Here is a 22,595-nt window from a genome sequence, read left to right on the forward strand (position 1 = left end):
CCCTCCCAACTTCGTTGGGAGGGGGTCGGGGGGAGGGCAGCGCCACTTTTTCGGCGGGCCAGCTTGCGTGACAAGCGCCTGAGAGCCAGCGCATCGCAAGCGGCATTGGAAAGTACCCGTACAAAGCCAAATTGAGAATTGGTGCCTCGAACTGTCTGGGCCTCGCAGAGAACGCCCGGATATGCTAAAATGGTGCCACACGGACGGCACCGGGCAGTCGAGTGTGTGCGTTCCGTGTATCTGGAGAATTGCCATATGGCACTGACACACCGGCAGTACGATTTCCTGCGCAAACTGCTCGACCTGTACCACGCCGCAAACCAGCCGATCCACTATTCGCAGGTTGGCGAGGCATTGGGCGTGAACCGTTTTTCGGCGTACGACATGCTCAAACTGCTGGAGCAGAAGGGCTATCTCAAGTCGCAGTACGTGCTGGCCCCGGCGCGCAGCGGCCCCGGCCGGTCCTCCATTGCATTCCTGCCGACGCCCAAAGCGCGCGCGGCCGTGCGCCTGTTTGGCGGCCGGGATAGCGGCGATGAATGGACGTCGGTGCGTGAGACCGTGTTGAAGCGCCTGCGCGGGCACAATTTGGGCGACGATGAGTTGCTGAAACAGCTGCTGGCCCACATCCCGGAAACGCGAACGCCCCTTGAGTTCTGCGCCGAGGCCACCGCCGCGCTGGCGCTCAACCTGCATGCGATCCGGCAGCGCGCCGCCGACCTAAACCCGCTGCGCGCGCTGGCGGCCCTGGCGCCATCGGGGCACGTGGAACTGGGCGCGCTGGCCGGCCTGAGCCTCGGCTCGGCGCTGGCGCGCGGCCTCGATCGCGCCGCGCTCGATGGCCTGCTCAGTTTGACCAAACGGTTCCAGACTCAGTTAGCCACGCTGAGCGATGACCACCTGCGCAACCTCTCCGATCTGGTCGAGGAAGCGCTTGAGACGCTTGCGCAATCCCCGATAATCGATGCGCGCTAGGCGCGCAACTCCCCGGCTCGTTTGGTGTTATAAATGTCGCGGCCCCCGGTAGAGCCGCTGCCGCCTGCCGGCAAGTCAGAGCCGGACGCCCTCCTGGTCAAGCGCGCCAAGCGCGACCCGGAAGCGTTTGGCGTGTTGTACGAGCGTTATGTCGATCGCATCTACTCGTACATCTACTTCCGGACCGGCAATGAGCAGGATGCGGAAGACCTGACGGCACGCACGTTCTACCAGGCGCTGTCCAACCTGCGCCGCTACAATGAGCGCGGACTGCCATTTTCGGCCTGGCTGTATCGCATCGCGCACAACCTGACCGCCAACTGGTATCGCGATCACGCGCGCCGCCCGCAGGTTTCGCTGGACGACGTGTGGGCGCTGATGGCGCACGGGCAGGATACGCCGCCGGCGGCTGCCGAGCGGAATGCGGAACTGGCCGCACTGCGCGAGGTGATCGGCGGCCTGCCGGCCGACCGGCAGCAGTTGCTGATGCTCAAGTTTGGCGAAGGCAAGTCGAACCTTGAGATCGGCCGCGAACTAGGGCGCAGCGAAGGCGCCATCAAGTCGTTGTTCCATCGCACGTTGAACGACCTGCGCGCCGAGATGGTGCGCCGGGGGTATTGACAGGCCCAATTCGGGGATCCAAAGGAGCCAGCAACGCATGATACGCATTGTCGCGGACAGCACCATCGATCTGCCAACCGGCGCGCAGGCGCAGTACGGGATCGGCATCGTGCCGATCAACATTCAGTTTGGCACCGATTCGTATCGCGAAGGCGTCGATATGGACCAGAAGCAGTTCTACGCGCGTATTGCGGCCGAGCATCATCTGCCCAAGACGTCGCAGCCATCGCCGGGCGAATTCACCGCGCTCTACCGCCAGGTGGCCGCGCAGGGCGATACGATCATTTCAATGCACGTCACGGGAAAACTCAGCGGCACCTGCCAGTCGGCCCAACTGGCGGCCTCGCAGCTAAAGGATGAGTTCGACATTCGCGTGTTCGACAGTATGAGCGGATCGGCCGGCCTCGGTTTCATGGCGATGGAGGCGGCGCGCATGGCGCAGCGCAACGAATCGATCGACGCCATTATGGCGCGTCTGGATGTGCTGCGTTCCCGGTTCACCGTGTTCTTCACGCCGGAGAACCTGAAGTACCTGCAGATGAGCGGGCGTGTCAGCAACACGGCGGCGCTGATCGGCTCCGTGCTCAGCCTGAAACCAATCATTGCGCTGGAGAACGGCCTGTTGCATCCGGTCGCGCGTATTCGCACGCGCAACAAAGCGATCGATCACGTGCTCACCGCGACCAAAGACAAGGTCGGCGCGCAGCCTGTGAACGTGGCAGTGATCCATGCCGAGGCGGAGGCCGAGGCGCAGGCGCTCATGGCGCGCGCCAAACAGATGATGAACGTGCAGGAGTCATTCATCGACGATCTGGCCGTCTCGCTCGCGGTCCACTTCGGTCCGGGCGTGCTGTGCATATTCACCTATCCCGTTTGATTATTGCCGTTCCGGTGGCTGACGCACATGAAAAAGCGGATTGACTATCTGGCCTTGTTTGGCGGGACGGAACCGCCGCCTCTGGATCATCTCCAACGAGAATTGAGTGATGTCATGGCGGTGCATCCTGCGCCGCGCCCGTACCGCGAGCGCCTGCGCGGCCAATTGGTGGCGGCCGCGCGCGCGAAGCGCTTCGACCGGCGAGAGACGCGGGACCGGATCGTGCTGGCGATGGGCGTGGTCGTGACGGTGCTCGTCTCAGTAGTGGGGCTCATCGCCTGGCGCGCACTGGGCGAGCGCGCACAGTCGTCGTAAGCGTGTGCAGGCGATCGTGCAACCGCAACGGCCGGTAGGCAGCGAGCTTCCGGCCGTTCTGCTTGTCGGCGGCGGCGCCCTGCTGCCGTTCGTGCCGCATCTCGTCGCGGGCACGCTCCCCTTTGAGGACGATCTCCCCAACTACTTCTGGCCGGTGATGGAAAATGTGGCGGCTGCCCTGCGCGCCGGGCATCTGCCGCTGTGGACGGCCAAACTGTACGGTGGCTTCCCGCTGTTTGCGGATCCCGAAGCCGGCACGCTCTTCCCGCTCAACTGGCTGATGGCGCTGATCAGTGGTCCGGCCGGATTGCGCCTCGTGCTCATGTTGGCCACTGACGCTGCGGCGCTGTCCATGTACGCCTTCGCGCGGCATCTCAAGTTAATGCGTCCGGCTGCTGTGATTGTCGCCTGGACATATGGGCTGGGCGGCTTCTTTACCGGGCACCTGGTGCACGTCAGCATGCTGAATGCCGCCTGGCCCATGCCACTTGTCATACTCGCACTGGATCGGGCACTGGCGGCGCGCGGACGCGCGTCACTGCGCTGGATGATCGCTGCCGGGTTGCTGCACGGTATGCAGTGGCTGGGCGGTCATGTGCAGCCGCCGATTCTGACCTGGCTGCTGGCGTCGGCGTGGGCGATCTTTCGGCTCTGGATCAGCCCGCTACCGAGACGGCCGCTTCGAACGATGCGGGCGCAGCTTGCGGCGCTCACGTCGAGCGCCGGAGTGATCGGCGCGGTCGCGTTTGGGGCGGCGGCGGCACAGTTGCTGCCGACGCTCGAGCTGGCCCAGCAGGGTACACGGGCCGGGGGCGTGAATTATGCGTACGCCGCGTCGTACGCGGTCTCGCCGTTCGACCTGGTGACACTGGTCTCGCCCTATTTCTTCCAGCACGATAGCGGCGTGCGCTGGGGGTTGTGGGCCAACTGGGAGACCGCTGCCTATGCCGGCATCCTTCCACTCATGCTGGCGATCTTTGCGGTCTGCGTGAGTTGGCGCGCGGGCAGCGCCTCGCGCGCCGTCGTACTGTTCCTGACGGTGCTGGCGTCCGTTAGCCTGTGGCTTGCAACGTCTCCGTTTCTTCCGATCAACATCCACCAACTGCTCTACCATCTGCCGGTTGCCAACGTTCTGCGTGCGCCGGCGCGCTTCACCCTGCTTTTCGACTTTGCGGTAGCGCTGCTGGCCGGATATGGGGCGCACGCGCTATTGGGAGGCACGCATCCGGCGAACGGTTTCGCGGCACGCCGCGTCGCTGTGACGGCGGCCGGTACGGCGGTTGCGCTCGCCGTAGTGGATTTTGCCGTCGCGGGCTGGATCGGCGCCAATCGCGCACTGACCGTCGAATGGCTCGACTCAGTCTATTCGGCCATGCCGCATTCCGGCCTGCTCTTGCCGCCTGAGCGGCTATTCGACTTTCTGCAGTGGTCGGTCTGGATCGGCAACCCGCGGCTTGCGGTATCGCTGTTGCTGCTGGCTGGCGCGGCGCTCTGGCTCGCCGGCGCGGCAACCGGGCGGCTGCCGCGACCTGCGCGCACGGTCCTTGCATTGGCATTGACGTTGGTTGATCTCGCGGTGTTTGCGGCCTGGTTCTGGCAGCCCGTTTCGATCGATGCCATCGAACATCCCGTCGCTGCGGCGCAATTGGCCCGGCAGGAAGTCGATCGTCGTGTGCTGGCCTGGCCGGGCTCCGGCCTGCAAGCCAATCGTCCGCTTGCGTACGGCCTGGTCGCCGCAGACGGATACTCGTCACTTGAGTTGAAGCGGAAGGCACAGGTGATTGCAGCGGCGCGTCTTACCAACAATCGGATGCTGGACGTCCTCGGGGTCGACACTTTGGCCTTGCGTCCGGCGGCCTCGCAGCGCGACGCGCCGATCAATATCCGTGAGCCGGTGGCGACGGTCGATACGAGCACGCCGGTGGAGGATCGCATGTTGCTCGTGGCGCCCGCACGGGTCTCGGGCCGCATCCACTTGGTTTCTGCACTGGAGTATGCGCCGGCGGTGGAGCAGGGGACGGTCGTCGGCTACGTCATAGTGTCAGACGCAGACGGCAAGACAATCACGCGCACCGTGCGCGCCGGTGAGGAGACCGCCGAGTGGGCGCTGCTCCGGCCGGACGTGCAAGCGACGGCGCGGCATCGCCCGGCGCCTTTGGCGGGCCGCTTCGATACGTCTGACGAGCAGGGACGCCGCGGACGCATGCTATACGAGGCGGATATTGACTTCGGGCAGATGGTGACTGCGTCGGCCATACAGTTTCAGGCAACGGTGCCCGGCATCCGCTGGCACATCTTTCGTGTCTCGGTCGGCGATCAGGTCCGGCTGCAGCGCTGGGATCTGGCGCGCTTTGAGACGTTGCGGCGCGATGCTGATACCTGGCTAATTCGGAACCGGAGGGCGCCGCCGCGCGCACGTCTCGTACCCGGTGCGATCGTTGAGACTGATGCGGGGCGTGCGCTGGCCCGTCTGAACGACAGCGACGTTGACCCATCACGAGTGATCGTGATCGAAGACGCCACGAATGCCTTTGAACAGCCTGACCGTGTGGCGTGGGAGTCGGCATGCACGGGTGAGGCGGATCGATGCGACCGAGTGCGCTGGGAGCGAGACGACGATATGCAGATCAGTCTCAGTATGCGTGCGCCCGCCAGCGGATGGCTGCTGCTGGCCGACACATGGTATCCGGGCTGGCGCGCAACATTGGACGGCGCCGAGACGCCGATCGTGCGCGCCAACTATGCCCAGCGGGCGGTGCGGCTGCCGGAGGGCACGCACACGGTGGAGTTTTTCTACGATCCGCCCATTGTCCGATTCGGTATCGTCGTGTCGGCGCTTAGTATGACTGCGGCACTCGCCGCACTCGCGGCACTGTCAGTGGGTGCTCGATCAACGGCACGATGAGCGAGTCATAGCGCAGGAACCTGGTGCGGATCACGTAGCGCGTGGAGCCCCAGTAGCCTTTGGCCAGGTCGGCCGCGTACGGGTCGCCGTTGGTGACGACCATATTCACGTCTTTGTAGATGCCGCGCTTCACTTCGTCGCGAATGAGCGGGTTCTGTGTGCTGAGAACCCACGCAAACCCCCCGTCGCCGATGTTTTCGTCCACCAGGTAGATATTCTGATCCAGGGCCGGCAGCAGAATAGGGCGGAAAGTGGCATTGGTCGCCATGTGCTTGATGGACGCGAAGAGCAGTTTGGGCGCGTCGAAGTCGTACGCGACGGTCTTGCGCTCAAGTTGGCCCTGCAGAAAGCCGATCATCTTGACGGAGAAGACTGGATTGGCGAGGTTCTTCTGCACCGCATCTTTCAGGCCCTGCAATACGATCTGCTTGCGCAAATTGTTCTCTTTGCGCGGATCGTAAGGCGGCAGCGACAGGCCCTTCAGATAGCAAAGCGTCTGCGTGCCATCCAGCGTCTGCTTGCCCTGTGGGAACTTCCTGCAACTGCGCTGCACGCCCTTCAGGTAGATCGGGTTGGTCTCGATTTCGATCGGTGCATCGATCTCAATGGCGCCGAGCGTCTCGTCCACCAGGCCGCCGATGAAGGTATCCTCCAGCGTGATTTGGAAATCGATCACCAGGCCGGTGGCGTTTTCAACGGCCTCGCGCATGAGCGTAAAGCCGCCGTGCCGGTACGCTGTGTCGATCTTGGCCGGATGGCCGGACTGCCCGCGCGCCGTCATGTAGCGCTCGATCTCGGGTGCACGCGCATCATGGGTCAGTGAAATCTGCGTCAGTTTGTGTGTGCGCGTATCGAGCGACAGAATCGACATCGTGCCGATGATGTCGACCGGCAACGGCGGCTCATACGTTTCGCCATAGCCGAAGAACAGCACGTTGAGCCGGTTGCGGTTGATATCGGGGTCGATGCGCGTGCCGTACCCGGGCTCGGACTGCGCGCGGGCGGCACGCATGGCCAGCGCCGCTTCGATAACGGGCGCGATCGCCTCGTCGAATAGATCGGGGGCCACCGCCGCGGGCGGGGGGGCGGCCGGGTTTAGTTCCGGCGCAGCCGGGCCTTCCACCATGTTGTCCGTGTCGGGCGCGGGGGACTCCGTGCGAACCAGCGAACTGGATAGCGACGCCGCGCCGACGCACACGAGCAGCGTGATCAGCAACAGGCCCGCGAGGCCGTAGGCTTTAGTACGCAATTTCACGAATCGAACACACTCGGATTTGTTACCGCACGATGCGATAGACGCCAATCGCGTAGCCGTCGGGCGGAAGGACTGAGCGACAGTCGTTGGCATGCACAAACTGCACGCGCGCATCGTGCAGCAGACGTTCATGCCACGCATCGCTCGATACGATGTAGACGGCGCCGCGATCAATGATGTACTGCAGCAGGCGCGGCTCGTCGCGCATCCATGGTATCACATCCGGTGTGATGAGTCCAGCCATGTCCAGCACGGGCCGCCCGTTCAGAAAATACCCCACCGCGCCGATGTCGTGGACGGCCAGCATGTCACTGGATCGGGTGTTTGCGCCCAGCCAGCGCGCGGTCTGCACGCCGATGCAGTCCATGATGGCCGCATCGGTGGCGAGCGCCTGCGCGCCTCTAATCCAGAAGGCGAGCAGTAGGGTGCCGAACGTGAGGAGCCACGTCTTGCGGGCTACCCGTTCGATCGCGGGGGCGCGCCGTGCGAGTGCCCGGCCGATCCGCCAGGTACCCCACCAGCCGAGCACCAGCACCGATGGCAGGACCGGCATCTCGTAGCGTCCATGCTGGAATGTGCTGGGCAGCCGGATCGCAAACGCCAGCGTTATCGCGAGCCACCAGCCGAGCAGGACAGCCGCGTCAGTGCGCCGTTCGCGCAAGATGAGCCATGCGGCGGCCAGGAAGCCGGGCACGAGCACCAGTTGAGCGCCAACAAACATGATGGCCGACAGCGTAACCAGGTGGACGGTGAACGGAGTGGCACTGGTGATCTCAGCGAACTCCATCTGCTTGGCGAAGAATGTGTTGGGGAGCAGCGTCCCGCTGACGAGCCAGTTGAATGCGACATACGGAATCAGCGGCACGGCAACGCCGGTGGCCAGCGCGATGAGCGAGCGCATGCGGGCAGACGCTGCGCCGATGCGAGTGCCGGTTCGCGCGAGCTGCGCCAACCCGATCAGCCCGGCGAGCGCCATCCCCTCCGGCCGTGTGGCCGCCAGCAAGCCGCCCAGCAGGCCGACGAGCCAGAGCGGGCAACCCGACAGGTAAGTATCAAGCGCAAGCAGCATCAACGTTGTGAAGAACAGCGTCTCCATGCCTGAGAACGCCGCCCAACCCAGGTGCCATTCAAACGCCAGCGTGAAGGCGATGACCCATCTCAAACCTCGCGCTTCCGGGAAGAGTTGGGTGCTGATGCGGCCGGCGAGCATTGACGCGGCGCACAGGCAGACCATACCGAGCAGGTAGATCCACGCTTCGGGACCGAACGGCCACACGAACCCGGGCGACAAAAGCAGAGTCCACAGCGGAGCCGTTGATCCGGCACTGAGCTGGCCCGGTATGTACGCCATCTGGCCGTATTGTGCGATGTTGCGCGCGAACGTCAGATGAATCCACGCGTCGTCCAGCGGAAACGAAGGGCGACCGACCTGCATGATGGTCATGCCGACGTACAGGGCGCAGGTGGCGATCGCTACACATGCGAGCGCAAGGCGCGGTACGGACGACGTGTCAGGTTTCATTCGATGCGGAGAAGCCACACGGCGGCGCCGGTAGAATCGTGAAACGTGCTGACCAATGTGAAACGTGCGTCCGATCGCGGGTCCGCATACAATGCGGCGAGCGGGCGCGGGTGATCCGGCTGAAGCACCAGGTAGCGCGCGCCAAACTGCGCGGCAGCGCGGCGTACCGCATCGGCCGAGTCGCTTGGCACGGCGATGGCGGCGCGACGCGTGAAGTACCAGTAGAGCGGCGGGTTGATTGACAATACCGGTCCCACGTTGCCTTGCGGGGCGAGGTAGTCTCCGATGTCGCGATAGTATGTTTCGCGCTCGTTCCAGGGTGGTTCGTCGCCACCGCGCATGCTGGATGCGTAGAAGCCCGCGCTCAGCAGTAATGCCAGTGCAGCGAACGCAAATCCAAACACGCGCTCGGCCTGACGGATATTCCAGCGCCGGCGCGCAGCCGCGTATGCGATGACGGCTGACAAGCCCGGTGGCGCCATAACGTACAACGCGGGCAGCACGGCGGCCAGCGAGTGCAGCATCGTGCCACGCCAGGACACGCCGCTCAAAGCCGTGCTCATGACAATGTACAGGGTTACCGTGTAGATGCCGATGGCCCGTGCGAACGGGTTGCGGCGGAAAACCCATACGCCGATCAGCGCCAACGGGAAGAATACGATATGCAGCGCGCCGATCAATGTCGCCAGGTTCAGCAGAAGCGCGCGGCCGATCTGTGCGGCGACGGCCTGCGGCCCCGTGGCCAGAAAATACTCAAGCGTCAACGCCGTGTCGAAGCTGAACAGATCATCGTAGCTGCGCACGAACAACGCGCCGCCCGGCAGGGGCGATCCAAAGGCGGCGATGTTGCGCAGGAACCACGGGAGCATCACGACGAGGTATCCAGCGATCAGACCAGGGACTCTGCGCGCCGCGTCGCGCCCGCTCGCCACAAGCCACAGCGCCGGGATGAGCCACAGGAATCCGTCGGCGCGGGTCAAGTGGGCCAGGCCGATCAACAGGCCGGTCGCCAGGGCAGGGCGGACGCTCCCGGTACCATCGCTGGCCGCGTGCGATACGAGTGCTGCAATAGCGGTCCCGATCAGGGCGTAGAGGGCGAACGAGTCAATCGCAGCCCAGTATGCTGTGTAGAACGATGCAAACAGCATGAGTAGCGATGACAACGCTGCCCAGTCGCGCCGTCCGAAGAGACGCATGCTGACTGCCCAGGTTAGCGGCACCAGCGCGGCCGAAAACAGGATCACCGGAATCTGCGCGGCGCGGTAGCCGTCCAGCGGCAGCCAGAGGAACGGCGCGACGATCACGGAAGTGAGGGGCATCCAGTACGCATTGCTCGGTTGCGGCAGCATGGCCGGATGGGTGAGATAGTTCCAGACGAAGTTCTCGGTCAAGCCGCGCCCGCTCGCCAAGGAATCGGCCACCGCATAGTAGTATGCTGCGTCCATGTAGCCCGGCTGCGTCTGCGGCACGGCCAGCACGAGGCGCGCAATGAGCGCGACGAGAAACCATGCGCCCAGCATACGGCGCGCGTACATCACTTAAGCTCCAGTAGCGTGTAGCCGTCGCGCCGGTACAGTTCGCGTCCGAACTCGGTGCGCAGGCGCTGCAGGTTAGCCACATCGTCAACGGTATAGGCGTTGATATGCTGCTCGATCGCGAAGCGCGCGCCGAAATCGAAGATCAGGGCGTGCGAGTAACCCTCATGCTTCCATTGCTGCACTGCCGCATCCATGTTGCCCGCGATGGCAACGCCACGGTGCAGTGCATCGAGCAGCGGGTCGGCGCGCACGGAGCGCCGGGCCAGGTAGGCGCGCGGTTCCCAGAAGAACTGCACGCGCGCGCTTGCCGGCAGTTCGTCGATGGCGCGCATTGCGCCGACGTAGCCCGGCCACTGTCGTGCGGTGTAGGCCGCTGGCGATTCCATGCCGAGCACGGTCGCCACCGGGTTTGCACTGAGTAACCCGACCGTCTCGCGCGCGATACCCAGCGTCAGGACAGTGGCCAGTATCACCCAGAGAAGCCGCCTTAACGATATCTGTGGCAGATCGAACGCTCGTAGCTTCGTTGCCGCACCGGCTAGTGTCGGGATGAGTAGAAATATCGCCGGCAGCAACAGACGTGTCTGCCGCAGGGCGCTGGAACTGATTACGCCCGCCAGCCACAGCGCCGCCCAAAGCGAGGCGACCAGAAGGCCCGGTCCATCGCTGTGAGGCGCATGGTCGGCTCCCACCGTGAAGCGAAACAGCAGCAGCGGCAAAAGCATGAGCACGATCGGCCCAATCAGTCCGTCGGCCGAGGCATCGCCAAGGCCGATGGTGGCTGTCAAAGGCAGGCTTAATATCGCGACAGGATCTAACCCAATACCCGTACCGGGTTGTGCATACCAGAGCGAGCGGGCCGCATCCCAACCGAGGCCGTCAAATATGAATGGGTAGAACGGATTGCCGGTGAAGCTCCAGTTCTTGAGGTACCATGGGGCGGCGCTGGCGGCGGTGATCACCGCGAAGCGCGCGGCCGGGCGCAAGGACTTTTTCCGGTTCGTCAGCAGCAAGTGCAGAACCAATCCAAGCGGAACGACAAAGGCGGTGTACTTGAGTCCCAACGCGCCACCCGCCATGATAGCCGAAAGGCCGAGCCAGGCGGATTCGCGGGATTGGCACCAGTGAGTGTATGTGTACGTCGCCGCGAGGCAATAGAACGCGAGTGTGAGGTCGTTGTAGGCCCAGCCTGCGAGCGAGAACAACGCTGGAATTGACAGTAAGATTGCCAGCGCGTAGCGGCTGCTCTCCGCTGACGGCGACTGCCTGCGCGTCATAAGCAGTACGAGCGCAATGGTGAGCAGTCCGTAGCAGTAGTGGAGAAGCTGAGCCGCAATGTCGCTCTGCAAATCCATCGCCAGCAGATAGAGCGACGTCATCAGCAGGGGAAATTGCTCTTGCGGTAGCGCCTCTCCAAGCCACTGGAGGCGTCCGGTTTCCAGGCTGCGACGGGCCACGTTCAGATGATAGAGCCACGAGTCATACGCGACAGGGGGGGCGAGCGCTGTGAGCAGCGATAGGCCCAGCATGATCGCCGCCGCGACGAAAAGCGGTGCCGGGCGGCGAACGACGGCGGCGCGGCGCAGGTCGCGGGCAAGCTGGGGGATGGCGGGGACCGACACCAGCAGTGGAATGCCAATCGCCACGCTGAACACGAGCCAGGGATGCAGCCAGCCGAGCAGTGCCAAGACAAATGCGAGGAAACTAAGTGCCATCAATCCAACACCTGCCGCCATCAGCCAGAACTCGAGGCGATCCGTAGGCGTCGCGTGAGCGGGCGGGAACGGCAATCGCGACAAGCGCGCGCCGAACGCACTCGCAACGGCGACGATCATGGCCGCGACGCCCAGGTTAAGCGCCGTATCAAGCAACCCGGCGAGCGACGGCGCATCGCGGAACGCGCTCAGTCCCGCGGCGATGTCGCCGATCTCGTCGGGGCGCAGCGGCTTTTGGACGACATAGTATGCGGCCAGCACCAGCGCGGCCCATACGAGGAACGCCAGCGACAGCGTCCAGATGGCGCGCGGGGACGGAGAGGGCATAGGGGCCTACGTCATAGCGCTGCGAGGAGTGTCGTGGCCGTTGCAGTGATATGGCATGGCTGGTCTGTGCAACATTTACACGCCATCGTGAGGTTGGCGAACCCAACGAACCCACTGTACCCCAGCATCCATTTCCACTCGATCCAATTGAAATCCAGAGAGAGCACTTACCGCTTGGTACTTGGGCCGTTGATGCTGATGAGGGTCGGCCAGTTGGTATTCGAGCCGATCAAATGGAGTCTGCCCCACGCTGCGATCGGCCCACAGCAACTGTCGGATCGGATTGGTTCTGATGGCTGTATCCAGTTCCACCCAGCTGACCTCCTCGATTGATAGTATCAGGATTGCTGTGAAGCCATGTGCTGGCGACGAAGGGATGTCCGAACTGAACTTGAGATTCGGATAGCGGTAGCGCGCTGGGGCTTGTCGGTCCTCCGAGAGCGCCACAACATGCTGGCAGTTGGGTGCGAGGTTGAACGACATAGTCCCGGTAGTTTCGCCAAGGACAAGCCATCGGTCATCTTCAGAAACAAACTGCCGTACGTATGTCGCTTCATGCGAATGCCAATAGCGTGGATGCAAGCCGGTTTCATATTCGTAGGAGCGCTGGTCGATAAGACGTTCAACCTCATGTCGCAGCGAAAGCAGGAAGCGTATCGACTGGTTTGCCGGCAGCGACCAGCCATAATTGCGAAGCAGGGTGTGAATCCAGCGGGCGGGTAGCCGACTGATCGCAGCTCGGATGGCCCTCGTCCGCATCGGGAATACATTACGTCGGGAGCCGGCGATCTTCTGGGGCATATAGTCAGGCTCGACAGAATCGCTGACAGCCCTTGAGTCGTGCCAACCCATCGAACACACGTGGTTGAATTGCCAGTTGATGGTCGCCAATGGCTGGTTACGAATTTCCTGCGAGATGAATCCAATTGTCTGAACCCGGTACCATGTGGCAAATAGGTGGGACGCTTCCGGGCCGGCCCAATTGCTGGTCATTGAGCCGTGCGCGTACGGTTCGTATCGCCTGTAGACAAAGCCGCCGTCTGGCATCTGCTTGTCAAGGATGCTGCCCAAAGCGCGTTTCAGAGCGCTTTTTACGTCAGCAGCGCGGTATCCAGTGCGCTGATACAAGTTGACGAGAGTGTCAATGGCATCCACGTCCTCGCATGCTCCACCTCCCCCGGCGATGTGGAAGCCTCCATCGGTGTGTTGCAGCGCCAGAATCGTGTCAATGATGCGCTCAGCATACTTCACGGGCCGCTCGTGATAGAAATAGACGATGAGTTGGTGCGCGGCGCCGTACAACGCGGTGTGGGCGTCACACAGGTCAGTACCCCAAAGCCCAGTCCGCGGGTCTTGTTTGGAGTCCAGCCAATCGAACCACGTTGTGAGAGCCTGCGCGGCTGTGGGGTGCGACTGCTTGTCGGCCAACCACGTTAGCCCTTGCCCCACAATCAGCAGCTTATTGCCCTCCAACCAGGCATTCCGAAAATCACGTTGGTTGAGCCAGGCAAGCAAGTTGTCAGGATCGGCATATTCATCTATGTAGGCAAGCCGGTGCCTCGGTTGTTGCCCAAGCAATTCCAATGCAGGCAGGACCATGCCCGTAAGGTGCATGGCGAGATAATGTGAATCGACTGAAGTTGCAAGGATATCATCTCTTGCAATCTCCGGGCCGTTATACAGACCAGTATTGGGGTCCTGCCAGCCATTGATGAAGTCGGCCCAATTGCGTCGTTCATCGGCGGTGGACACTTCCTGAAGTGCGCCAATATAGTGCAACGTCATCGCAGCGAAAATTGATGCTGACAAAGTGACAATGCCACCGGGGCCCGAAACAAAGACACCCGGGTCGCGCTGGCGCTGTGCCAGAACAAACTGAATTATGCGACGCTGAAACTCTCGTGAAAAATCAATCATCATAAAGCAAATCTGCGTGTTTCGGCCAAATTCCGTGTTGGGCAGCACGGTGCCAGGCCCATCCCGCTCATCGTGCGTATGGCCCGCCGCAAACCGCCATCTTCGCGGCAGCAGCGTTCAGGAGCGGCTACCATGTTGTTGGCAAACACCGTTTCGGCCCCACTCGCGGGGCCAACTACCGATTGGAATAAACGGCGGTCGGGGGTGTTGCCAGGCTGTCGTTATCGAGCGTGATTGATGTCAAGTGTGGAACAAACACACCACGAAACTCCGATGGCGTATATGTGGCCCCAGTCACATAGAACCATTTCGAGTAGGCCATGGCCAAAGACATGCCCTCCAGCTGTCCCTCGATTTCTGCGCTTGCATTGTAAGCGCCGCCCGACAATTGAAGCGGATCAATTGTAATTGAAATAAGCCCTTGGCCGGACAGCGTCCCGATTTCACATCCGGCGTCGCGCGCACGCACCTCACAACACGCCGAGCCATCGGATTGAGTGATCCGAGCGATCACGTTGGCCGATGGCACAGGTTCATGGGCCACGAAGTGAATCTTGAAAGTGGCTGCATCGACATGCGAAAACTCCGAGCAGGGCAAGCCATCCAATCCGCAGACTTCTACGTTTGTAATGCGAATGGGGCCGGACGATTCACCGCGCGAGCCGTCCTCACTACTTGAGGTTGCCATGAGGCCGTCTCTCTGTTGCCGGTGTTGCCACGCCTCGTACTCATTGATTGCGTCGACCGTATCACCGGCAAAGCGGATCGTTCCATCTTGTATGAATAGCGCTCTCTCGCACGCACTCTTAACCTGATACGGGTTGTGCGAGACGAATACAATGGTTGTTCCTCGAGCGCGAAGTTCGCGAAGCCTCTGAATGCACTTCATCCGGAACTGCGCGTCGCCAACGGCAAGGACCTCGTCGACCAGCAGAATATCAGGCTCAATGTGTGCGGCAATGGAAAATCCCAGCCGCACATACATGCCCGATGAGTACCGTTTCACTGGTGTATCCAGAAACCTCTCAAGCCCTGAGAACGCAACGATGCTATCAAAGAGGCGGGCCGTTTCGGCGCGGCGCAGGCCCAGAATACTGCCGTTAAGGTATATGTTTTCCCTGCCGGTCAAATCGGGGTGAAAGCCAGCGCCCAGTTCGATCAAAGCCGCAAGCCGGCCATCGACAGTAATCTGCCCACTGGTGGGTCGCGTAATGCCTGCCAGAAGCCGCAAGATCGTTGTCTTACCTGCGCCGTTTGGGCCAATCAACCCTAGGGCCTCCCCGGGTTTGAGCGAAAAGCTGACGTCGTTCAGAGCCCAAAAGTCATTCGTATCTTTCTTCCGGGCAGCAGATTGCGGCACGAGGCTCGGCAGTAGTTCTCGCAGGCTCCGACGCAAGCCGCCAAGTTGATAGCGTTTGGACACATGCTCAAACCGAACGATATTGCTCATATCTGTCTCTAAATGAGGTCCGCGAAGTTCGGCTCTTGGCGCTTGAAGTAGGTATACCCCAAAACGAAAACGCCAATAGACATAATAGCGCTGTAGCCTATGAACACCATGTTAGGAAATTCGCCTGCCAATACGACGCTTCTGTAGGCATCAATCAATCCGGCCAGCGGGTTAAGCATGTAGACAAGTCGCCAGTCGTCAGGCACCATTGAAATGGGGTAGATAATCGGGGACGCGTACATGAGCAACTGGACTGCAATTGGTATCACAAACCGTATATCTCGAAAGAATACGTTGACCGCGGATAGGAAGAGGACTATGCCGACAGTCAACAACAGCTGCAGAACCAGCAAAGGAATTACGAACACTATCGTCCAGCTCAGTTGGAACTGATAAAACAAGGACAAGGCGAGGAAGATTGTTGATGCAATCCCAAAATCGAGTAGGGCTGCAAGTACACTTGCGATCGGTAGTATTTCGCGCGGGAAGTAGACCTTGGTCACAAGGGAGATATTGTTCACGAGAGACGGCACGGCAAATGTGATCGACGTGGCGAACAGCGTCCACGGCAGTAGTGCCACATAGGAGAACAGAGGGTAGGGAATACCATTGGTGGTAACGCGCGCCCAGTATGAGAAGATCACAGTGAACATAATCATGAGCGATAGTGGTTGTAAGATGGCCCACAGGCTGCCAACAACCGACTGCTTGTAACGGATTTTGATTTCACGCTCTGTCCATGCGACTAGCAGGTCCCGATGCTTCCACAAACTGCGCAATATAGTCATAGATGGTGGTTTCCAATCGTCGATGAACAGTTCACATGTCTCCGCAACGTGGGTGCAACTCTGAAATTGTGCGCACGGATGTACTGATTTGGCCAAAAACCTTCAGACAAGCGTTTAGGCGACTTTCTGGCATTCTGTAGGAACTGAGATTCGCAGGATACCAGGAGCCGCCCAATCGGATACACATTACGGGAGATTAACTCAAAAAGCAAGTTCGGCCAGTGCCCCTCAACCGGACCTAAGCCATGGAAGGGTAGGGGAACCAGGCGCTCTTGTGACGAATGACCCATATAGCAAAACCGGGGCGAATGTGTCGCCCCGGTACGCTGTGAGTGGAAAACGCGTGGTAGCGCCTAGATACTGCGCCGTCCAAAAGCGCCTGGGCGGCGCGGCAGCCGGCGTGGGCCAAAGCTGCGCCGCGTCGCCTGCGCCGACGGGACGTAGCGCGCCGTCGTGTCCGTCAGCCCTTCGACATGCCGCCGCTCGATCTTCTGCTTGAGCAGCCCCTCGATCTTGCGCACCATCTCCTCGTCGCTGGCGGTCGCCAGGCTCACGGCGATGCCGGCGGCGTGAGCGCGGCCGGTGCGGCCGATGCGGTGCACGTAGTCCTCGGACACCATCGGCATGTCGAAGTTGACGACATGCGAGACGCCCTGCACATCGAGGCCGCGCGCGGCGATGTCGGTCGCCACCAGCACGCGCGATTTGCCGCGGCGGAACGCCTCCAGCGCGGCGACACGCTGCGACTGCGAGCGGTTGCCGTGGATGACCTGCGCGCGGATGTCGGCGCCGTGCAACTGCTTGGCGATCCGGTCGGCGCGGTGCTTGGTGCGGGTGAACACCAGCACGCTCTGCATCTCGTCGTCGTTGAGCAGCTTGCTCAGCAGCGCGACTTTGTGCGTCTCGGCCACCGGGTACAAAATCTGCGTGATCGCCGGCGGCGTCGAGGTCTTCTCGACCTGAATGCGAACCGGCTGGCGCGTCATTTCGCCGGCCAGGCTGACGATCGATGGAATCAACGTCGCCGAGAAAAGCATGGTCTGGCGCTCGGCCGGCAGCAGCCGCGCAATGCGGCGCAGGTCCGGCAGGAAGCCGACATCCAGCATGCGGTCGGCCTCATCCAGCACCAGGATTTCCAGCCCGTCGAATTTGACGTTGCGCCGCTCGACGTGGTCGAGCAGGCGGCCGGGGGTGGCAATTACGATGTCCAGCCCGCGCCGCAACTGTGTTTCCTGCGGCCCCAATCCGACGCCGCCATAGATGGCGGCGCTGCGCAGATCGGTGGCTGCGCTCAACTGCTTTGTATGGTCGGCCACCTGCAGCGCCAGCTCGCGCGTCGGCACGAGGATCAGCGCGCGCAGCTTGTGCGGGCGTTCCCCGGCGGCGAGCAGCCGGTGCAACAGGGGCAGCATGAACGCCGCCGTCTTGCCCGTGCCCGTTTCGGCCGACCCCAGAATGTCCTGCCCGGTCAGCGCCATCGGCACCGTGGCCGCCTGAATCGGCGTCGGCTCGCGGAACGCCATGCGCTGTACGCCCTTCATTAGGCGCGGATCGAGATTGAAATCAACAAACTTCATGAAACTCCTGAATGCGGTGCAAATTTGCCGAGGTGAACGACCGCAGGGACACAACGGATTGAGGGGCAGCAAAAACAGTAAGGCCGCCAGGCGAAAGGTCGGGCGGCATGGTACCAACCGGATTCACTTCTCTCCAATGAGAATCAGCTTAACAGGTTTTGGCGCAATCTCCAAATCGGGCGCCAGGTGGGGCGAACCATTGGCGAATGGTTCCGCAATGACAAGCACATCCGCGCCAATGCTTCGCCCCTACGCATCGTGCGCGGTGGACGTGTCCGCATTGGCGTCGCGCACGACCACGCCGAACAGCGTGACGACCTGCGCTGCCTGCGCCGCGTCGATGATGACGCCCTTGAGTTCGGCGGCGCCCGCCCGCGCGTTGTTCAGGATCGATCCGCGCAAATCGGCGCCGGCCATGCGCGCACCGTGAAATACGACGTCCGTCAGGTCGCACCCGGCAAACACGACCCCGGTCAGATCGGCTTCCAGCAGCGTCGCGCCGGTCAGGTTGCACTGCTCGAACCGGACGGCCCGGCAGCGTGCCAGCACCAAAACGGCGTCGCGCAGATCACACTCGCGGAAGACAACGTCCTCGAGGCGACACTCGGGCCATTGCGCGCCGAGCAGGCGGCACTCGCTGAACTCGACGCGCTGGAAGCGTGGGCGATCACAGATCGTGTTTGACAGGTCCGAGACTTCCACCCGCGCGTCGATCAACCGAAACTGCGGCAGCGTCGCACCGCTGAATACGGCGCGCCGTATGAGCGCTTGCTCGAAGCGTATGCCAGCCGCGGTCTGCCCGATCCAGTCCCAGTTGGTGAACAGACCGCCCTCAAAGACGAATTGCTCCATCGGTCTTTGGGGAGCGCGTGGCGGCAATTGTTTCGGCAGGCGCGGCGCAAGCACGGCGGCGGGAGTGGTTGTTTTCATCTGCTCGGAGTTTACCCCAGGCACTGCACAATCGCAAGCAATGCGCCGTCCCGTCAATCCTCTTCGATGAAGCTCAACGCGCTGTCGAGGTCGGCCATCAGGTCAGTGGCATCCTCCAGCCCGACGCTGACACGGAAGAACTGTTGCCCGTGGTAGTCGTGGTAGACCATGATCAGGCTTTCCTCGTGGCCGAGGCAGGTGGCATGCGTGAACAGCCGCAGCCGCCGCAGAACTTCCGGGCGCTGGCTCGGGTCGCCCTTGATATCAAAGTTGAGCATGCCGCCAAAGCCGTTCATCTGCTTGGCCGCGAGATCGTGCTCGCTGTGGCTGGCCAGCCCGGGATAGCGCACCCAGGCGACCGCGCGGTGCTTTTCCAGGAACTCGGCGACCGCCAGCGCGTTTTGGTTGTGCCGCTCCATGCGCAGCGCAAGGGTCGTCGTGCCGCGCATGATCTGCCAGGCGTTGAACGGGCTGATGCAGCCGCCCATGTCCTTGACCGCAAAGCGGCGAATCTTGGCGATCAGGTCGCGGCGGCCCAGCACCGCGCCGCCCAGTGCATCGCCGTGGCCGTTTATGTACTTCGACAAGCTGTGGATCACCAGGTCGGCCCCGAGCGCCAGCGGCTGCTGGGTGGTCAGTCCCGACCACGTGCTGTCCACGGTGAGCAGCGCGCCGGCGGCGTGGGCGATGCGTGCGATGGCTGCGATGTCGCTGATGCGCGTCGTAGGGTTGCCGGGCGTCTCGATGTGAACTAGCCGCGTCTGCGGCGTCAGCGCCCGGCGCACGTTTTCCGGGTCCGACGTGTTGACAAGCGACGTTTGGATGCCGAACTGGTTTGGCAGGTAGTCGAGCAGGACGTTGCGTGTCGAGATGTAGGCGATATCGGACGAGACGACATGCTCGCCGGTCTTTAACAGCGCGAACAGCGTGCCCGACACCGCCGCGACGCCACTGGCCGTGACGACGCAGTCCTCGCCGCCCTCGAGCGCCAGCAGGCGCTCCTCCAGCCAGCGTTGGTTGGGGTTGCCGTCGCGCGCGTAGATGAACAGGCTGCCGTCGAAGTCAAACTGCGGCGGCATTTCGTAGTTGTTCGACATGATCAGCGGCGGCTTGATCGCTTTGGTCCCGGCGTCGGGCACGCTGCCGGCGTGAATGCTGCGCGTGTTGAAGCCCATCGTTGAGTAATCGGTCATGGGAATAGTCTCCGGTCGTAGATTGGTGGCTGAAGTACGGAGCGGTTTCTCGAACCAACCGATACGCAAACGTCATTGCGAGAAGGCGAAGCCGACGAAGCAATCTCGACAAGCCTCAAGCCGAGATTGCTTCGCCCCCTGCGGGGGCTCGCAACGACGCTTATGGGCGCCTCACGCGGCCGGCAGCGCCTCGTGCAGCAGGCGCAGCCAGTTCCCGCGCATGAAGCCTTCGATGTCGTTGGCGCTGTAGGCGCGCGCCCGCAGCCGCGCCGGAAATTTCTGCAGGTCGGCGATGGTGTCGACGTCGCTCGGGCATTGTTCGGTGCCGAATCCGCCGTCCAGATCGGTGCCGATCGCCACGTGGCGCGCGTTGCCGGCGAGTTGGCAAATGCGATCAACGTGGTCGAGCACGGTGTTCAGCGTCACGATCTCCGGATTTGGCTGCATTGTGTCAAAGCCGGGGTGCAGCATCCAGTCATCGAACGCCACGCCGATGACGCCGTCGCGGGCGATAATGGCGCGGATCATCTCGTCCGTGAACTGGCGCTGGTGCGGCACCAGTGCGCGGCAGCAGTTGTGCGTGGCGATGACCCGGCCGTGGAAGACGTCGATCGCTTCCCAGAATGTGCCGTCGGCCGTGTGGGTCAGGTCGAGGATGACGCCGAGCTTCTCCATGTTGGCGAGCAGTGGGCGTGCGGGCGGAAACAGGCCGCCGACGGTGTTTGTGCCGTGTGCGTAGTAGCTGCTGCCATAGTGCGAAAGGCTCAGCACGCGCAGGCCGGCATCCCACCACGGGAAGATGTCGTCCGGTTCCAGCAGGCAATCTGCGCCCTCGATGCAGAGCACATAGCCGAGCGGCGCGGCTTCTGGCGAACGCGTCCACTCGGCCTGGTGCGCCTCGATTGCCGACCGCGTCGATAGCTGCCGCAGGACGCCCTGCTTCTCCAGAAGGCGGTAATACAGCAACTGCGCCTGTCCCGCGACGGTGCACGCCTCCGCGCTGAAGTCGAGTGGCGTCTTGAAGCCGGTCGCGCGCCGCGCGTTGACGGTGGCGAAGCATATGAATATCTCGCCGCGCCGCATCTCGGGGAAGCAGACCGTATTGCGGGCGCGGCCTTTGCCGTCCATGCCGACCTCCCATGCGCGCACTTCGTGAACGGTCTGCTTCAGGTCGCGATTGAAGAACAGTGCGTTGTAGCCGAGGTCGAGGTGTCCATCGATGCACAACATGCGTCGTCTCCTTTGAGCAATCGGGTGGTGGTGCGTTGGGCTACATCAGTTCGACGATGCACGCTTCGCCCTGGCCGACGCCGACGCACAGTGTCGCCAGACCGTAGCGCACCTGGCGTCGCTGCATCTCATATAGTAGCGTGGTCAGGATGCGCGCCCCGGAGCAGCCCAGCGGGTGCCCCAGCGCGATGGCGCCGCCGTTGACGTTGGTCATATCGTGGCTCAGGCCGAGTTCCTTCATGACTGCCAGTGCCTGCACCGCAAACGCCTCGTTCAGTTCGACCAGGCCGATGTCGGCGATGGACAGGCCGGCGCGCTCCAGTGCTTTGCGCACGGCTGGCACGGGGCCAAGGCCCATCACACGCGGGTTCACGCCGGCGGCCGCGCCGGTCACGATGCGTGCCATTGGGCGCATACCCATCGCACTCGCCTTCGACTCGCTCATGAGCAGCAGGGCCGCCGCGCCATCGTTGAGGCTCGACGCGTTGCCGGCCGTGACCGTCCCGCCGTGGCGGAACGCCGGCTTGAGCGCCGCCAGCTTTTCCAGCGAGGTGTCCTTGCGCGGTTGCTCGTCGCGATTCACCTGCAGCGGGTCACCCCGGCGCTGTGGAATGCTGACGGCCGTGATCTCGGCGTCGAAGCGGCCGGACTCCTGCGCTGCGACCGCCCGCTGGTGCGACGCCAGCGCAAAGGCGTCCTGTTCCGCGCGCGAGAAGACCTTTTCAATCTCGTAGATGTTCTCGGCCGTTTCGCCCATCGCTTCGAGCGGGAAGCGCGCTTGCAGTTTCGGGTTCGGGTACCGCCAGCCGAGCGACGTATCGTAGACCGTCACGTTGCCGGTGGGGAACGGCCCTTCGGCTTTTGGCATGGACCACGGCGCGCGCGTCATGCTTTCGACACCGCCGGCGACCAGGACATCGCCCTCGCCGCACTTGATGGCGCGCGCCGCGTTGTTCACCGCCGCGAGCCCGCTGGCGCAAAGCCGGTTGACGGTCTGCGCCGCCACGGACTGCGGCAGGCCGGACAGCAGAGTCGCCATGCGCGCCACGTTCCGGTTGTCTTCGCCAGCCTGGTTGGCGCATCCGAAATGCACCTCTTCGATCGCGGCCGGGTCGATGCCGCTGCGCCGGACCAGTTCGGCGATCACATGGGCGGCCAGGTCGTCCGGACGCACGTCTTTGAGTACGCCGCCGTGTTTGCCGATCGGCGTTCGTATTGCGTTGACGATGACGGCAGAATGCATAGCCTCTCCTTTGCTCGATGCGGGGGGTCTTTCTGCACGGCCAGTTTACCTGAGCGTGACGCCGGGCGCAACCCGCTAGCTTTGACGCTTTGACGGGTTATACCGCCAAACTGTCGGGGTTGCGCCCCCTCGTCATGCCGGCATGGTGTTAGCCGGCATCCACTGTCTCCATAGCCAGCGCCACCTTTTTGAATGGATTCCGGCCAATAACATGCCG

17 protein-coding genes are annotated in these 22,595 nt (G+C 62.6%); 5 read left to right on the forward strand and 12 right to left on the reverse strand.

Features of this window, described 5'->3' with window-relative positions:
- Nucleotides 1–255 precede the first annotated feature (255 nt).
- Genes HZB53_18675 through HZB53_18695 form a run of 5 tightly spaced genes read left to right on the forward strand, consistent with a single transcriptional unit; the run spans nt 256 to nt 5,693 of the window.
- Nucleotides 256–975: a hypothetical protein gene (locus HZB53_18675; GenBank protein MBI5879675.1), complete on the forward strand. Its 720-nt coding sequence runs from the start codon at nt 256–258 to the stop codon at nt 973–975.
- A 33-nt stretch (nt 976–1,008) separates the two neighbouring features.
- Nucleotides 1,009–1,596 carry a sigma-70 family RNA polymerase sigma factor gene (locus HZB53_18680; protein ID MBI5879676.1) on the forward strand — a complete coding sequence of 196 codons (588 nt, stop codon included), beginning with the start codon at nt 1,009–1,011 and terminating at the stop codon, nt 1,594–1,596.
- Between the two features lie 37 nt (nt 1,597–1,633).
- Nucleotides 1,634–2,473, forward strand: a complete 840-nt coding sequence (locus HZB53_18685) for a DegV family protein (protein ID MBI5879677.1) — start codon at nt 1,634–1,636, stop codon at nt 2,471–2,473.
- Nucleotides 2,474–2,500: 27 nt separating this feature from the next.
- Nucleotides 2,501–2,788 (forward strand): hypothetical protein, encoded by a 288-nt coding sequence (locus HZB53_18690; protein MBI5879678.1) that lies wholly within the window; start codon nt 2,501–2,503, stop codon nt 2,786–2,788.
- A gap of 16 nt (nt 2,789–2,804) precedes the next feature.
- Nucleotides 2,805–5,693, forward strand: a complete 2,889-nt coding sequence (locus HZB53_18695) for a YfhO family protein (GenBank protein MBI5879679.1) — start codon at nt 2,805–2,807, stop codon at nt 5,691–5,693.
- On the opposite strand, the gene HZB53_18700 is transcribed toward HZB53_18695, so the two are convergent.
- The 12 genes from HZB53_18700 to HZB53_18755 form a co-directional block, all read right to left on the reverse strand.
- Nucleotides 5,626–6,948 (reverse strand): LCP family protein, encoded by a 1,323-nt coding sequence (locus HZB53_18700; GenBank protein ID MBI5879680.1) that lies wholly within the window; start codon nt 6,946–6,948, stop codon nt 5,626–5,628. The two genes, HZB53_18695 and HZB53_18700, sit on opposite strands and share 68 nt — an antisense overlap.
- A gap of 22 nt (nt 6,949–6,970) precedes the next feature.
- A complete protein-coding gene (locus HZB53_18705; GenBank protein ID MBI5879681.1) occupies nt 6,971–8,470 on the reverse strand; it encodes a hypothetical protein in 1,500 nt (499 codons plus the stop codon).
- Nucleotides 8,467–10,005, reverse strand: coding sequence for a hypothetical protein (locus HZB53_18710; GenBank protein ID MBI5879682.1), 1,539 nt, complete (start codon nt 10,003–10,005; stop codon nt 8,467–8,469). Before HZB53_18710 ends, HZB53_18705 begins: the two co-directional genes overlap by 4 nt.
- Nucleotides 10,005–11,984: a glycosyltransferase family 39 protein gene (locus HZB53_18715; GenBank protein MBI5879683.1), complete on the reverse strand. Its 1,980-nt coding sequence runs from the start codon at nt 11,982–11,984 to the stop codon at nt 10,005–10,007. The genes HZB53_18710 and HZB53_18715 overlap by 1 nt, the downstream gene beginning before the upstream one ends.
- Nucleotides 11,985–12,125: 141 nt before the next feature.
- Entirely contained in the window at nt 12,126–13,970 is a 1,845-nt protein-coding gene (locus tag HZB53_18720; GenBank protein MBI5879684.1) for a hypothetical protein, read from the reverse strand.
- 172 nt (nt 13,971–14,142) lie between these two features.
- Nucleotides 14,143–15,408 (reverse strand): ABC transporter ATP-binding protein, encoded by a 1,266-nt coding sequence (locus HZB53_18725; GenBank protein ID MBI5879685.1) that lies wholly within the window; start codon nt 15,406–15,408, stop codon nt 14,143–14,145.
- Nucleotides 15,409–15,425: 17 nt separating this feature from the next.
- Nucleotides 15,426–16,205, reverse strand: coding sequence for an ABC transporter permease (locus HZB53_18730; protein ID MBI5879686.1), 780 nt, complete (start codon nt 16,203–16,205; stop codon nt 15,426–15,428).
- 353 nt (nt 16,206–16,558) lie between these two features.
- The gene (locus HZB53_18735; GenBank protein MBI5879687.1) at nt 16,559–17,782 is read right to left on the reverse strand and encodes a DEAD/DEAH box helicase; all 1,224 of its coding nucleotides are present in this window, start codon (nt 17,780–17,782) and stop codon (nt 16,559–16,561) included.
- 249 nt (nt 17,783–18,031) lie between these two features.
- Nucleotides 18,032–18,712, reverse strand: coding sequence for a pentapeptide repeat-containing protein (locus HZB53_18740; protein MBI5879688.1), 681 nt, complete (start codon nt 18,710–18,712; stop codon nt 18,032–18,034).
- Nucleotides 18,713–18,765: 53 nt separating this feature from the next.
- Nucleotides 18,766–19,905 (reverse strand): aminotransferase class I/II-fold pyridoxal phosphate-dependent enzyme, encoded by a 1,140-nt coding sequence (locus HZB53_18745; protein ID MBI5879689.1) that lies wholly within the window; start codon nt 19,903–19,905, stop codon nt 18,766–18,768.
- 171 nt (nt 19,906–20,076) lie between these two features.
- Complete coding sequence (locus HZB53_18750) at nt 20,077–21,135, reverse strand: dipeptidase (GenBank protein MBI5879690.1); 1,059 nt, start codon at nt 21,133–21,135, stop codon at nt 20,077–20,079.
- A gap of 40 nt (nt 21,136–21,175) precedes the next feature.
- Nucleotides 21,176–22,378 carry a thiolase family protein gene (locus tag HZB53_18755; GenBank protein ID MBI5879691.1) on the reverse strand — a complete coding sequence of 401 codons (1,203 nt, stop codon included), beginning with the start codon at nt 22,376–22,378 and terminating at the stop codon, nt 21,176–21,178.
- Nucleotides 22,379–22,595: the final 217 nt, after the last annotated feature.

The organism is Chloroflexota bacterium, assembly GCA_016235055.1.
In the GTDB taxonomy this organism is placed as follows: Bacteria; Chloroflexota; Anaerolineae; order JACRMK01; family JACRMK01; genus JACRMK01.

Bases quoted from the DNA above. Each gene is read 5' to 3' on its own strand.
- HZB53_18675 (MBI5879675.1), top strand. From the start codon at position 256: ATGGCACTGACACACCGGCAGTACGATTTCCTGCGCAAACTGCTCGAC.
- HZB53_18680 (MBI5879676.1), top strand. From the start codon at position 1,009: ATGTCGCGGCCCCCGGTAGAGCCGCTGCCGCCTGCCGGCAAGTCAGAG.
- HZB53_18685 (MBI5879677.1), top strand. From the start codon at position 1,634: ATGATACGCATTGTCGCGGACAGCACCATCGATCTGCCAACCGGCGCG.
- HZB53_18690 (MBI5879678.1), top strand. From the start codon at position 2,501: ATGAAAAAGCGGATTGACTATCTGGCCTTGTTTGGCGGGACGGAACCG.
- HZB53_18705 (MBI5879681.1), bottom strand. From the start codon at position 8,470: ATGAAACCTGACACGTCGTCCGTACCGCGCCTTGCGCTCGCATGTGTA.
- HZB53_18710 (MBI5879682.1), bottom strand. From the start codon at position 10,005: ATGTACGCGCGCCGTATGCTGGGCGCATGGTTTCTCGTCGCGCTCATT.
- HZB53_18720 (MBI5879684.1), bottom strand. From the start codon at position 13,970: ATGATGATTGATTTTTCACGAGAGTTTCAGCGTCGCATAATTCAGTTT.
- HZB53_18730 (MBI5879686.1), bottom strand. From the start codon at position 16,205: ATGACTATATTGCGCAGTTTGTGGAAGCATCGGGACCTGCTAGTCGCA.
- HZB53_18735 (MBI5879687.1), bottom strand. From the start codon at position 17,782: ATGAAGTTTGTTGATTTCAATCTCGATCCGCGCCTAATGAAGGGCGTA.
- HZB53_18740 (MBI5879688.1), bottom strand. From the start codon at position 18,712: ATGAAAACAACCACTCCCGCCGCCGTGCTTGCGCCGCGCCTGCCGAAA.
- HZB53_18745 (MBI5879689.1), bottom strand. From the start codon at position 19,905: ATGACCGATTACTCAACGATGGGCTTCAACACGCGCAGCATTCACGCC.
- HZB53_18750 (MBI5879690.1), bottom strand. From the start codon at position 21,135: ATGTTGTGCATCGATGGACACCTCGACCTCGGCTACAACGCACTGTTC.
- HZB53_18755 (MBI5879691.1), bottom strand. From the start codon at position 22,378: ATGCATTCTGCCGTCATCGTCAACGCAATACGAACGCCGATCGGCAAA.